Origin of the sequence: Priestia abyssalis (assembly GCF_002019595.1) — a bacterium.
Classification (GTDB): Bacteria; Bacillota; Bacilli; order Bacillales; family Bacillaceae_H; genus Bacillus_BA; species Bacillus_BA abyssalis.
Genome location: NZ_KV917369.1, coordinates 3921067 through 3934843, shown reverse-complemented (window position 1 = coordinate 3934843; position 13777 = coordinate 3921067). Strand labels below are relative to the sequence as shown.

The following is a 13777-nucleotide window of genomic DNA, read 5'->3' as shown; positions in this document are numbered from 1 at the left end:
GTTAGAACGGGGAAATCAATCATTTAGGGAGTTTAAAGCGATGCGGAATGAAACGAGTGCAGTTCAACTGGTTCAATCTTTTTTACCGTCTTTGGCGGAGCTGATGGTAACCGAAAATCCAGCGCAAAGTGTTTGTGTCTTGGAAGCCGATTTTGATGGAGACGGTTTGACAGAAATTGCCGCTGTTTACAGATGGCTTGGGGAGAGCTACCTTCTTATGCTGAAATACGATGTTCATTCGTGGCGGATTGCTGCTAATATAAAAAGAAAAGCGGATGATGTGACCCATTTTCAAATTGCTTCCATTACAGGGCGAAACCGAAATAACCTTGTCGTCGGCTGGCAAGGGGATACGGTTCGTTCAACGTTGGCGGTTTATGAATGGACACGGGACGGGTTAAAAAATATTGTGAAAGACGAACTTTATTTTCACAAGATGCATGTGGAGGACATGATAAGCCGAACAGGGCGTGACGGAAAACAGGAAATCGCCTTATGGGTTCATGATACGGCAGACGCCTATGATGTATGTATATACAAATGGAGCAGAGGAAAAATGGTTCCGGCTTTTGATGTGTATCCTGCTTATTTTCAAAAGGTTGCTCTCCATTATCAACAAAAGGTTCAAGAGCTTCCGTATGCCTCTTTTTACTGGTACTATTTAGCTGATGCACAATTCAAGGCAGGAAAGCCGGACAAAGCGTTCAAATCTATTCAACGCGCCATCCGGCTTCACCATTTCCATCCGTCCAAAGAAAAGCTCCTATCGTTAAAGCGGCGTATTGAGTCCGTCTTCGTTATGAGGGATACTTTTCTTTATCCTGCATCCACCAAAAGCAAAGATGGCATCAAATGGGGGTATATCAATCAACAAGGTCAATTTATGATTTCGCCGCAATATGACGATGCACAGGACTTTCAAGAGAATGGATTAGCAATTGTACAATTGGGTGGATTATATGGGTTAATCAATCGCTTCGGCCAGTATGAAATAAAACCGAAATATGAAACGATTCTTCCTTTTAACGAAAAGCGAGCCATCGTTATCGATGAAAGCGGATTTCATGTCATCAATGAGAACGGTAGGAAGCTGACGCAAGAGGCCTACAGTTTCATCGCGTCATATAAAGAAGGAAGAGCGCTGTTTTCTGAAACAGGGACACAAGGAAAAACGTCATACGGTTTTTTGGATTTGGCAGGAAAAGAAGTGATCCCGCCGCATTATGAGGAAGCCAACGATTTTCATGATGGAAAAGCAGTCGTGAAGCTGGACGAAAGCAGTTATGCGCTCATTGACAAAGACGGGAATAAACTTCAAACATATGCTTACGCGTTTGTTGGCAATTTGAGCGATGGATTGATGGCCTTTCAAAGGAAATTGAATGAAAAATACGGCTACATGGATGAAAAGGGAGATGTAGTGATTTCACCGCAATACGGAGGGGCACAACCTTTTCGGGAAGGAAGAGCGGTTGTCAATTTATCCGAAGATTACGAGAATCGATATGGATTGATTGACCTCCAAGGAACTTTTGTTGTTCCGCCTAAGTATAACGATATCAACTTGCTCGGAGAAAATCGAGCAGCGATAGGAAAACCATTGGATGAATCAAGACCGTTTTTCGGGTCGGTTTACGCTATTGCTAATACAGACGGAGTGTTTCTCGCCGATTTCACTTACAGGGGAGTGTCTTCGTATGAGAAAGGATATGCCTCCGCTTACGATGATGAACATACCTTTTTCATCGATAAAAGCGGGAAAATTTCTCAGCGTTTTCCAATCGTACCGGGAAGCGGGTCGTTGTCGTTTATCGGTGATGCCATAAAAGCATTGGTGGATCAGCGGTTGTCGTATTACGACATGTCCGGCAAGTTAATCTACAAACAAAATACGATGATTCCCCTCAATGAACAATATGAAGTAAGAGAGTTCAAGTTTAAACCGAACAAAGACTATCTCGTTTATTATCCGCAAGTAGAAGGGATATTGCTGAAGGTCGTTCAAGAACGTGTCAATAAAAAACTGAAAGAGCTGTCAGGTGTGAAGAAAATTGATCCGAACATGCAGCTTGACTCTTCTTATACCGGTGACTTTTCCATTACTTTCTTTCAAAAAAAGTTGCTCGTGCTGGAGTTATACGGCTATGATTACCCGTTTGGAGCGGCGCATGGCATGCCTTCCCGCGTTTATCCCCATATCAGTTTAACGAACGGGAGATTTTATGAATTAAAAGATTTATTCAAACGAGACAGTAATTATGTTAAGGTGCTCAGTGGTTACATCGCCAATCAAATCAAGACGGACCCCCAATATTCTTATATATTCCCTGACAGTTATAAAGGAATAAAACCCGATCAGCCGTTTTATGTGACGGAAAATACCCTTCATATTTATTTCACTCCTTACGAGATTGCACCATATGCTGCCGGTTTTCCGACATTCGACATCCCGTTTACGGACATCATGGACATCGTTGAGGTAAACGGCGAGTTTTGGCAAGCATTTCACTATACGAATCCACCTAAATAATGGGGTATGGGCTTCTGTCCATATCCCATTATTTGCATAGCAAAACGGGTTAGCGAGTAACACTCCTTTACTAAAACAGCCATGTGTTTTGTGCTATTATGAAAAGAACAGCATCCTAGAAAAGGAAACTGGGGGAGAAAGCAATCATGGACAAGTTACCATATGAGTGGCTGGAAGAAATCATCAATGTCGCAGCCGAATGGATTGTAGTCGTCGATCGAGAAGGTTTCATCCAATATATGAATCAAGCATATTGCGATTTTTTACAGACGACCATAGAAGAAGTATATAAAAAAGATGTAAGAGATGTGATTGAGAATACGAGAATGCATATCGTGCTAAAAACAGGACAGGCTGAGGTTGCCTCCATTCAATCGATAAACGGAAGTGAAATGATTGCCAACCGCTACCCGCTCTATGTAAAGGATGAGATGGTCGGCGCAGTGGGTACGGTCATGTTCCGCAATTCTCGGGACTGGCTCGATTATTCGCAAAAAGTCCAGCCTTTACTCGAAGAACTCACCTATTATAAGAAGAAATTTCAAAAGGAATTAAGAAGCAAATATCGTTTTGATGACCTGATCGGTCAAACCGCCGCGTTTTTAGAAGCGAAAAGGCTGGCGGAGCGGGTGTCAGGCAGTCAATCGTCGGTATTGATATTGGGAGAATCGGGAACGGGGAAAGAACTGTTTGCCCATGCTATTCACCACGCGAGTCCCCGCGGGCAGTTTCCGCTTGTGCGAGTCAATTGCGCCTCCATTCCGGAGCATTTGCTTGAGTCAGAAATGTTCGGATACGAGGAGGGAGCCTTTACAGGAGCAAAGCGCGGAGGGAAAAAGGGAAAATTCGAGCTCGCTCACCGCGGCACACTTTTTCTTGATGAAATTGGAGATATGCCGCTTCCGATGCAAAGCAAGCTCCTTCGGGTACTGCAAGAAAAAGAAATTGAAAGAATAGGCGGACGCGCCCCGGTTCCAATCGATGTTCGTGTCATCGCGGCCACACATCGGAATTTGGAGAAAATGGTGGAAGAGGGGACCTTCAGGCAAGATTTATATTATCGTTTAAACGTGATGAAAATCGAAATTCCGCCGCTTCGAGAGCGGAGGGGAGATATTATGCCGCTTGCTTTGATGTTATTGAAAAAGCTTGGGCGCAAGTTTCACCGCGAAGGCATCGGGCTTTCCTCGGAAGTTGAGAACCGCTTGCTTCATCATATGTGGCCGGGAAACATTCGCGAACTTGAAAACGTGTTGGAGCGAGCGGTGAATGTATTGGATGGCACGATGATTCGCATTCCCCATTTGCCCTTATATTTACAAGATGAACCACTTACTAAGGTCGAGTGCTCTCAAGGCAAGGAACAGGAGAAAGCGAAGAATGTATTATTGCCTTCGATTCGTCCATTGAAAGACGTATTGGCACAAGCCGAGAAAGAAGCGATCATCCAAGCGTTAAAAGCGGCAAACGGAAATAAACTCGAAGCCGCTAAAATGCTCGGAATCGGCAAAACCAGCTTTTATGACAAGTTGAAGCTTTACACATCAAGCGATTTCCCCGCTGGATATTAGTTGAGCTTATCGGATTCTTATGTTCTCTTTGTTCCGCATTTTGAATAAGTCTGCAGCGGTTCTCATATTAGAGGCCGGCAAGAACACGTCAGTGAACTTGCCGGCCTCTATGCATGTTGACTCTTTTCATGCCGGTTTCAAGATAAACCGTTCTTTTTCGCTTTACGTATACTTCCAACAAGCCATAATAAGCAAGGGATCCCAATCATATTGACAGGCAGCAAAAAATAATTACTATACTCTTCCATATAAAATCTCGTATAGGTAATATTCGGATACAACAAGGCATGCACGAATCCGAGAGCTGCTACCACCCAAATCACCTTGCGCCAATCTTTCAATTTAAGCCATTGAGCGGTTCCATAGCTTGCTATAAAAAGGTATAGCGATAATTTAATAAATACACTTAAAATCCACACTAAAATGGCAATAATTTGAAGGTTTTGGATAAACCCCATGACAGAGATATAGCTGACTGCGTCAAAAGCAGGGGCCCTTAGTTTAGCTGCTACCTCAGGTCCGAAAATCATCAGTACACTCAATGTAGCCATACTTACCAAGAATGAGGATAAGGCTACTCCCCAAATGGCTTTAGATAATGCTTGTGTTGGTTCAGCCATGAATGATACAAACATCATAACCATGACAGATTCCCCTAAATAAAGCACCGGGGTTAAAGTACCTTTTAAGATCGGACCTAACCCGGAATCTGCAAGTACGGGCAAAACTTTGTCAACATCCATATTTGGAATAGACAAGATGGTTAGTAGGGTGACCATGAGAATAACCATAATCCCGAAAACTTCACTGCATCGTCCAATTCCTTCAATTCCTCCACTGTAGGTTACATAAATCATGAGCGTTACCATTGTTAAAAGCACCAGCCATGGCGGTGTGGAAGAAAACAATAGGGTAATCGTAAAGTCTCCAAACCCTCTGAGGATAATCCCAATTACTGAGTACCATTGAATAAGATAGATGATCACAATTATACTTCCGAGCCACTTCCCTAGAAGGGTTTGACTGAATTCAATTAATGTTTGGTTCGGATATAGAAGGCTCGCTTTAGTGGCAATAAAAACAATCAGGATTCCGACCAGGCTGGCGATTAAATAAGAAATCCAGGCATCTTGTTTTGCGGCAGCGATTGTCGGACTTATCGTAGATAACAGCAGATTTCCTGTTTCAAACGTAAACATCATCCAAAAAATTTGTAACCCTGAGATTTTCATTTTTTAATCTCGCTTTCTTCATACAATAAGGATGGACCAGTCAATCCAATCCGTTCAATTGTCAAGTGTACTTTCACGGAAACATCCGCTTTGGAAAACGTTTCGTCCCAATTTTTCTTTAATGACTTCCAGTTGGATGGATCTTTTTTATGGATGGCTTCACCAAATCCGAAGATATCTAATCCGTATTCTTCTTGTACTTTTTTAATTGTTTGAAGGACTTGCTTTTTCGCTTGCTTTTCAAGAGCATGCTGCAGAAATTCAACATTTTTCGTTTGCACGAGGTCTAAATTCGAGTTGTTTTCAAAGAGAGCACCTTGTCCAGTAAGTATAACGGTAAATTTGATTGGATGATCTTTGCTTATCTTCGGTACAATTTTGCTCCCCATTTTCGTTAACAGCAAGCTGGCATTACCGTCCTTTATAGGAACCGCTATCGTCTGCTTTTTCAAAACTCCCATTATCCAAAGCAGTACTCGATTCTCATCCATGTTTAAAAATCCACGCAATTTAAGATTATCATCAAAAATAGCTGCTCCTGCCAATTGAAACGATGTGTTAGAGGAGTCTCCTTGTCCCGAATCCTCTTTATTTTGAAAAGGGCCAATCTCGATTGCAGGCAGCGTTGGATGCATTCCTTCACTGTTTGCGGCGACGAGAAAATTTACAAAGGAAGTACCGGCTCTTCCTCCAAATTGTTCAAGTTCTTTTAACGCCGCTCCAGCAGGAATTTTTTCTAATGGGTGGGTTAGATTAAGCATTTCTAGTGCTGTTCCCCCTTTGACAACAAATGCATCGAATCGAAGACTAACGTTAGGATCCCTCATACTGGCGTCAAGTTCATTTTTTATTCCGCGTTTCGCAAATTCTTCACCCCAAAAAGCGATACGCCGCTGCCCGAAAAAAGCTTGTCTGGAAAGCTTTGTTTGCATATTTTGTACTGCATCCCTTACATTTTGTCCAGTTGCTGACACCGTTAAATAACCCTTTGTTGAACTTCCTCCGCCGTTACTTTCAGATGGCATGCCGGATGGTATAACCATTTGACCGCTAATTTGAACTTTATCTTTATCAGAGGCGTCCCATCCTGTTGCCAGCCAAACGGCTCGATCATTCAGTTCCTTGCGATCCCAGCAGCCCGATGTAAAAAGCAGGGAGGAGCATATGACAAAACAAATAATACGCCGTTGCTTCATTTGTCTTTCTCCCTTCATTTGGAACCAGGTTTTTGTCCCTTTGGAATTCGTTTTTTATTCCAACTGGAAAAGAATACTGGGCGATAGTTGAATGCCCATCTAGGTGCTCTGATAACTATATCCTTTAAATTCCCTGGAATTTGGGGAGCAACCGGACTGAAATAAGGAACGCCGAATGAACGAAGATTGACAAGATGAATAGTAAGGGCAATAAAACCGACTACAATACCGTAAAAGCCGAGTGCTCCTGCCAATAACAGCATGGCAAAGCGGATCAGCCGAAAAGCCGTTCCGAAATTGTAGCGGGGAATGGCGAACGATGCAATTCCAGTCGTTGCGACCACAATTACCATTGGGGCAGAGACAATGCCGGCCTGGACAGCAGCTTGGCCGATCACGAGCGCTCCAACAATACTAACTGCAGAACCGACCGGTTTTGGTAACCGAATGCCGGCTTCGCGCAACCCCTCAAACATAAATTCCATAATCAGTGCTTCAATGATAGCCGGAAAAGGAACGGTTTCCCGTGCTGCGATAACACTGACGAGGAGACCTGTTGGAATGAGCTGCGGGTGATAGGTGGTAAGGGCAACATAAATAGAAGGGAGAAATTGGGAAATATTTAATAAAATAAACCGAATAAACCGAATAAAGGTAGTGTATATAGGCCGTTCATAGTAATCCTCCACGGCTTGCAGCCCGCTCCAAAATGTCATCGGAATAATTAAGGCAAATGGAGTGTTATCTACCATAATGGCGATTTTGCCTTCCAGTAAGTTTGCCGCTACAACATCCGGCCTTTCCGTATTTTGAATTTGCGGGAATGGAGAAAAAGGAACATCCTCAATAAACTCTTCGAGATACTCTGACTCTAGTATTCCGTCAATTTGAATACGATTGATTCTTGTCCGTACTTCTGCCAAAAGAGAGTCAGGGGCAATCCCTTCAATATACGCAATCGCTATATCAGTCTGTGAAAGTTCACCAACTGTGAAGGCTTCTAATTTAAGTCTCGTGCTCCTGATTCTTCTGCGCAGAAGGGTCGTGTTCGTCCGCAAACATTCTGTAAATCCATCCCTTGGCCCACGAATGGTCACTTCAGAAGCTGCTTCTTCGACACCCCGTTTTTCGAATCCTTTCAGGTCGGCAATTAATGCTGTTGTTTCTCCATCGACCAAAATCGCGACATTTGCTTTTAATACATCATCTACCAATTCACTTATTTTCAAAACGGTCTTGACTTGAGCGGTGGCGACAAGCTGCCGTCCGAGAGCTTGCCCCATTGTACGAACGTGATCTGGAAGTCCTTCAAACATCATTGGTTTTAACACGAGTTCATCAAGGGCTTTTGTATCAACTAAACCATCCACATAGACCAATAGTACTTTCGTTTCGCTGTTTAACTGAATGGGGCGAATGACAAAGTCGGAACAGTTTTTAAAAACTGCCTTTAAAATCTGTTCGTTTGTTGTGATGTCTGGACTCACGACATCCTCCTTATGATAAGAAGGCAAAGAACCTGTTTTTTTTAATTGATGCAACATTTTTCGTTTTCGGAATTGGTTCATAGCTGCGGTAGGCCTCCCTTGCTTGCCTATGTATATTTTCCCCAATAAGGATGACGTATACATAATCAAGTCTCATATCGGTGAAGGGGCTATTAGCGGAAGATTGGATTTCTGAATATGTGTATTGACGTAATAATTCCATAATGGTAGACTACAACTAGAAATTAAATTAATTTGTTCAATAAACAAATTAATTAATATTAGAAGATTGACCGAGCATGATGTACTTTCGAAATTGGTTCTGATATATCCTTTAGAAGAAGGAATGACAAGAGTACGGAAGGTCAATCTAAGAAAAAGATAGTATGAAAAAAGATGAAAGTAATAAAGGAAACTACCATTAGTGGGGTTTTACTGCCCGTTAATGCGGGATAAAACATAAGGCTCTTGGTTGTTTTTAGATAGGTTTCTTGAAAGATAAGCGTTTAAGGTTGGTTGGAGCGGAAGGTGCGAGACTCCTGCTTAGAGCAGCGGGACAGGTGAGACCCCACAGGCGGTAAGCCGAGGAGGCTCACCGCACGCCCCGCGGAAAGCGAGCAACCTGGAGCGGAAATCAACCACTCTCCACTACTTGTTAAACAGCAACAAAGTTTGCGAAAACAGCCAAACATCAAGATTGAAGGACAAAAGTTTCTTATGAGTTTTTAAAGGATTTATTTTAGTATAGGACGATGAAATTCGCTAATCAGCTTAGAAATAGGAGGAATTCGAATGTTATATCCACAAAATAATCTAAAAAGAGAACTGATGGAGTTGAATGGGCTATGGAATTTTAAACTTCATGATGATCAGGGCGACTGCAATGAAGTCCCTTTGAAGAAACTTGAAGATACAATCTTAATGTCGGTGCCTGCAAGCTATAATGATTTATCAGAAAATCCAAAAGTGAAAAACCATGTCGGAAAGGTTTGGTATGAACGAGAGTTTTACATTCCGGAGCATTGGAATGGAAAACGAATCGTTCTGAGATTTGGAAGTGTTACCCATTACGGAAAAGTGTGGATTAACGGGCAATATGTGATGGAACATGCCGGGGGATACACTCCTTTTGAAGAGGATATATCTCCTTATGTAAGCTTTGATAAAAAGAACAGAGTAACGGTTATGGTAGATAATATACTGGATTTTACGACAACCCCTATAGGAAAAATGGAAGGGAAAAACTTAGATTATTATTTTGACTTTTTCAATTACAGCGGCATCCACAGACCTGTAAAAATTTATACGACTGCCAAGGACTATATTCAAGATATTACCATCGTGACAGACTTAAAACAAGAAAAGGGAATCGTACACTACGATATTGAAGCCAGTGGTCCGCAGACCGTGAAAGTAAGCGTCGTGGATGAAGAAGGCCAAGTTGTAGCTAGTTCCTCTTCTGGGGTTAGAGGAAGCATTGAAATCAAAAATCCAACGTTATGGCAGCCGGGTAACGCGTACCTTTATACTCTTCTCGTGGAGTTAATAAATCCTGACGGAACAGTAGTGGATATTTATGAAGAAGAATTCGGAATTCGTACGGTTGAAGTAAGAGGAAAAGATTTTCTTATTAATGGAAAGCCGTTCTATTTCAAAGGGTTTGGCAAACATGAAGACACCGAGTTAAATGGAAGAGGTTTTAATGAAGTAGCCAATATTAAAGATTTTAGTCTAATGAAATGGATTGGCGCCAACTCTTTCCGAACGGCCCATTACCCCTACTCAGAAGAAATCATGCGGCAAGCTGATAGAGAAGGGATTGTGGTCATTGATGAAACGGCTGCTGTAGGGCTGCACATCAATTTACTGGGAGCGATTATGGGTGGTGCAGATAAGCGTACGACTTGGGAACAGGTTCAAACTCACGAAAGCCATGCACAGGCGATTAGAGAATTAATCAAGAGAGATAAGAACCATCCTTGTGTGGTAATGTGGAGCATTGCAAACGAACCGGCCGGTGATGAAGAAGGTGCGTATGAGTATTTTAAACCGCTTGTGGATTTAACAAAAGAGCTCGATTCCACAAGACCTGTTACAATCGTAAGTTTCCAAACCGCGACACCAAAACGTGATTTAATTTACTCCTTAATTGATGTATTCTGCTTGAATCGTTATTATGGTTGGTACACTCAATCAGGAGATTTAAAGGCAGCTGAAGAAGCATTAAGAAGTGAGTTAACAGAGTGGTGGGAGACAGATCAAAAACCAATCATTATAACAGAATTCGGTGCAGATACGATGCATGGTATGACATCTACTGTCCCTGTAATGTGGACAGAGGAGTTCCAAGTTGAGTTTCTAAAAATGTACCATAAAGTATTTGATGAGCTTGATCATGTTATTGGAGAGCATGTGTGGAACTTTGCTGACTTTGCAACAAAAGAGGGCATCATTCGTGTTGGCGGGAATAAAAAAGGTGTGTTTACGAGAGATAGAAAACCGAAGAAAGCGGCTTATTTATTACATGAAAGATACAATCAACTGCCAGATTTTATTGATATAAACAAATGATATGAAAAGCCTCTTTAAAGAATAGTAAAGAATGGGAGAAGTGAAATGAATATGTCCAAACAACAAATCGGGGTTATTGGCTTAGCGGTAATGGGCAAAAACTTGGCTTTAAATATTGAAAGCAGGGGGTATTCTGTTGCGGTATTCAATCGTTCATATGAAAAAACGGAAGCGTTTTTGAAAAATGAAGCAGAAGGAAAAAATTTTGTTGGCGCAAAAACGATTGAAGAGTTTGTAAACTCGTTAGAAAAGCCCCGTAAAATTCTTTTAATGGTACAAGCGGGTGCGGCCACTGATGCAACAATTCATTCATTAAAACCTTATCTTGAAAAAGACGACATTTTAATTGATGGCGGGAATACATTTTTCCAAGATACAATCCGCCGTAATAGGGAATTGGAACAAACGGGTATTCACTTTATTGGAACAGGAGTTTCGGGCGGTGAAGAAGGGGCGCTGAAAGGTCCTTCCATTATGCCTGGCGGACAAAAAGAGGCATATGAACTGGTCGAGCCGATCTTAAAAGCCATTTCAGCAAAAGTAGAAGGTGATGCATGCTGCACATATATCGGGCCTAATGGTGCCGGGCATTATGTAAAAATGGTTCATAACGGCATTGAATATGGGGATATGCAATTAATTTGCGAGGCTTATTTTATCCTGAAGAATGTACTTGGTTTACGTGCAGACGAGCTGCATGAAGTATTTTCGGAGTGGAACAAAGGTGAATTAGACAGCTATCTTATTGAGATTACGGCTGACATCTTTACAAAAGTAGATGAAGAAACGGGGAAACCGCTTGTTGATGTAATTTTAGATACTGCCGGTCAAAAAGGGACAGGCAAATGGACAAGCCAAAATGCGTTAGATTTAGGCGTTCCGCTTCCTATTATTACAGAATCTGTTTTTGCTCGTTTTATCTCCGCGATGAAAGACGAGCGTGTCAAGGCAAGCAAATTATTAAAGGGACCGAAAGCAGAAGCATATAAAGGGAATAAAGGAGAATTAATTGAAGCTGTACGCAAAGCTTTATATTTAAGTAAAATTGTTTCATATGCCCAAGGCTTTGCTCAAATGCGTGCAGCATCGGAAGAATACGATTGGAATCTTCGTTACGGTGATATCGCCATGATTTTCCGCGGAGGGTGTATCATTCGTGCACAATTCCTGCAAAAAATTAAAGATGCTTACGACCGTGACCCTAATCTGGCCAATCTCTTATTGGACCCGTACTTTAACGAAATTGCCGAAAATTATCAGTCTGCATTGCGCCAAGTGCTTACAGTAGCAATTGAGAATGGTATTCCTGTACCATCATTCGCAAGCGCCATCGCCTATTATGACAGCTATCGTACGGAAACATTACCGGCAAACCTGTTGCAAGCTCAACGCGATTACTTTGGTGCCCATACTTATCAGCGCATTGATAAAGAGGGTGTTTTCCATACAAAATGGCTGTAATATAAGTGTCTAGCCAGTGAAAAGTTGATTTTTGGCTCATTCCAATGGCATGAAAAGAAAGCGTCCGAGAAAATGAATGTTCTCGGACGCTTTTTCATGCCGTTCGCTTTTAACCTCATTGTTTAACAAAGCCAATATAATAGAAGTAACCCCCGCTTCACGTACAGAAGCGGGGGTCTTATTAATCATAAAGTACTTTCAACCTCTCGCTTCAAAGAGCGGCCTTTGTACCATCGTTTTCCTTACTCAGATTTAAATAATCATCCTCTATATTTAAACGTAATGCTGGAATGTCTAAAAAGTTCTTGATTGCTAGTGCACATGCTCCCATTACACACGCTTGCTTTCCAAGGTCTGATATCACTAATTCTCGATAGTGGCTAATGGTAGAAGTCAGATGGGACTTAATGATCTCTTCTGCATTCGGGTACAACTTCAATAGCTCGCTATTAAGAACTAAAATTTCAGGGTTATATAGATTAATGATATTATTTAAACCGATAGATAGGTATTTAATAAATTGTTCCATTTGTTTACAGATTATAGGCTCCTGTTCAATCATCCAATTTCGTATATCCGTATAGGTTATATCATGTTTATGATGTTCTTCGGCCAGCTCTTTAAAAAAGCTGGCTTCAGATGAATAGAGTTCCCAACAGCCGTGATTGCCGCAATTACAAGGCTTTCCATCAGGCACAATAATCATATGCCCCATTTCTCCTGCATACCCATGATATCCTTTAAGAAGTTCTCCCTCATTCATAATGCCGAGCCCAACACCCGAGTACATGCTGACACATAACAAATTGTCACTATGATGATGCTTGTACACTTTTTCAGCAAATGAACACAGGTTAGCATTATTTTCAATATATACATTTATGTCTATTTTGGCTTCCAGGTCAGCTTTTAGATTTTTATTATGCCATTGATGTCGAGGAACGAAATAAATAGTTTCGTCTTTATTTACAATTCCATGAATTCCAATTACTAGACCCACGATACCGTAACGAGAGTCGGAATATTTATTTTGGTATGCTTGTATATGCTCGATTAATAAATGAAGAATGACATCATAATCAGGGGTTTCCAGCCGAATGGTTTCTGAATAGATAGGATGACCCAGTAAATCAGACAACGTAAATCGAATATGTTGATAGTCCAGATCGATTCCTAATGCATATCCGGCTTTGCGATTAAGAGAAAGCATAATGGGTCTTCTGCCAACACTATTATGTTCCTGCTGTGTTTCAACTATTAGTTCTTCATCTAATAGATCGGACACTTGGGCAGAAATGGTGGCTCTTGTTAATTCAATCATTTTTGATAGGTCTGCTCTTGAAATCATGCCTTGCTCAACAATTTTTTCTATAATTAAACTTCTATTTATTTTTTTTATGTAAGCAGCATCACCAGTAACCATATATATCTCCTTCGTATTGAAATAATTAGTATATATTAACAAACCGTTTTTTCCATCTACATAACAGTGAGGTGTTGGAAATATTTTCTTTTCATAAGCGACAAGCGATTAGCATGAGTTGGGGAATGTATGATTTCATTATACCGTTTTTTTCTATATCTTTTCTATTTGTCTTCAAATAAAACTTACCATGTATCCTAATGAATAGGAAGACTGCATGTTCATTTTTGCCGGGTGAGAGATTTTTCGACATTGTATGCACAGATTCATAAAGCTATATATTGACGAAAAACAGTGTAAGTGATA

At 41.2% G+C, this 13777-nt stretch carries 9 protein-coding genes; 4 read left to right on the top strand and 5 right to left on the bottom strand.

Translation table 11 applies throughout. The annotated features are described in order from the left end of the window. The first annotated feature begins 40 nt into the window (after positions 1-40). Both BK575_RS18755 and BK575_RS18750 read left to right on the top strand, forming a co-directional pair. Positions 41-2530, top strand: coding sequence for a WG repeat-containing protein (locus BK575_RS18755; protein ID WP_078412579.1), 2490 nt, complete (start codon positions 41-43; stop codon positions 2528-2530). Between the two features lie 146 nt (positions 2531-2676). Further along, positions 2677-4101, top strand: coding sequence for a sigma-54 interaction domain-containing protein (locus BK575_RS18750; RefSeq protein ID WP_078412578.1), 1425 nt, complete (start codon positions 2677-2679; stop codon positions 4099-4101). A 137-nt stretch (positions 4102-4238) separates the two neighbouring features. Here the strand turns inward: BK575_RS18750 and BK575_RS18745 are convergent, their stop codons facing one another. The 3 genes from BK575_RS18745 to BK575_RS18735 are packed head-to-tail and all read right to left on the bottom strand — an operon-like array spanning position 4239 to position 8097. After that, entirely contained in the window at positions 4239-5333 is a 1095-nt protein-coding gene (locus BK575_RS18745; protein ID WP_078412577.1) for a GerAB/ArcD/ProY family transporter, read from the bottom strand. Then, positions 5330-6529: a Ger(x)C family spore germination protein gene (locus tag BK575_RS18740; protein ID WP_078412576.1), complete on the bottom strand. Its 1200-nt coding sequence runs from the start codon at positions 6527-6529 to the stop codon at positions 5330-5332. Before BK575_RS18740 ends, BK575_RS18745 begins: the two co-directional genes overlap by 4 nt. A 14-nt stretch (positions 6530-6543) precedes the next feature. Beyond that, a complete protein-coding gene (locus BK575_RS18735) occupies positions 6544-8097 on the bottom strand; it encodes a spore germination protein (protein ID WP_078412575.1) in 1554 nt (517 codons plus the stop codon). A 711-nt stretch (positions 8098-8808) separates the two neighbouring features. Here BK575_RS18735 and uidA point away from each other — a divergent pair. Together uidA and gndA are read left to right on the top strand one after the other, a co-directional pair. Further along, on the top strand, positions 8809-10587 hold the full coding sequence (uidA, locus tag BK575_RS18730; protein ID WP_078412573.1) for a beta-glucuronidase: 1779 nt from the start codon (positions 8809-8811) through the stop codon (positions 10585-10587). A gap of 51 nt (positions 10588-10638) precedes the next feature. Further along, positions 10639-12048, top strand: coding sequence for an NADP-dependent phosphogluconate dehydrogenase (gndA, locus tag BK575_RS18725; protein ID WP_078414861.1), 1410 nt, complete (start codon positions 10639-10641; stop codon positions 12046-12048). 36 nt (positions 12049-12084) lie between these two features. Here gndA and BK575_RS28760 read toward each other — a convergent pair whose 3' ends face one another. Together BK575_RS28760 and BK575_RS18720 are read right to left on the bottom strand one after the other, a co-directional pair. Next, a complete protein-coding gene (locus BK575_RS28760; RefSeq protein WP_169907891.1) occupies positions 12085-12237 on the bottom strand; it encodes a hypothetical protein in 153 nt (50 codons plus the stop codon). 22 nt (positions 12238-12259) lie between these two features. After that, entirely contained in the window at positions 12260-13471 is a 1212-nt protein-coding gene (locus BK575_RS18720; protein ID WP_078412572.1) for an ROK family protein, read from the bottom strand. Positions 13472-13777 lie beyond the last annotated feature (306 nt).

What these genes read in the sequence shown, in the direction of transcription:
- BK575_RS18755 (WP_078412579.1), top strand. Translation starts at nt 41, where the DNA reads ATGCGGAATGAAACGAGTGCAGTTCAACTGGTTCAATCTTTTTTACCG.
- BK575_RS18750 (WP_078412578.1), top strand. Translation starts at nt 2,677, where the DNA reads ATGGACAAGTTACCATATGAGTGGCTGGAAGAAATCATCAATGTCGCA.
- BK575_RS18745 (WP_078412577.1), bottom strand. Translation starts at nt 5,333, where the DNA reads ATGAAAATCTCAGGGTTACAAATTTTTTGGATGATGTTTACGTTTGAA.
- BK575_RS18740 (WP_078412576.1), bottom strand. Translation starts at nt 6,529, where the DNA reads ATGAAGCAACGGCGTATTATTTGTTTTGTCATATGCTCCTCCCTGCTT.
- BK575_RS18735 (WP_078412575.1), bottom strand. Translation starts at nt 8,097, where the DNA reads ATGAACCAATTCCGAAAACGAAAAATGTTGCATCAATTAAAAAAAACA.
- uidA (WP_078412573.1), top strand. Translation starts at nt 8,809, where the DNA reads ATGTTATATCCACAAAATAATCTAAAAAGAGAACTGATGGAGTTGAAT.
- gndA (WP_078414861.1), top strand. Translation starts at nt 10,639, where the DNA reads ATGTCCAAACAACAAATCGGGGTTATTGGCTTAGCGGTAATGGGCAAA.
- BK575_RS28760 (WP_169907891.1), bottom strand. Translation starts at nt 12,237, where the DNA reads ATGATTAATAAGACCCCCGCTTCTGTACGTGAAGCGGGGGTTACTTCT.
- BK575_RS18720 (WP_078412572.1), bottom strand. Translation starts at nt 13,471, where the DNA reads ATGGTTACTGGTGATGCTGCTTACATAAAAAAAATAAATAGAAGTTTA.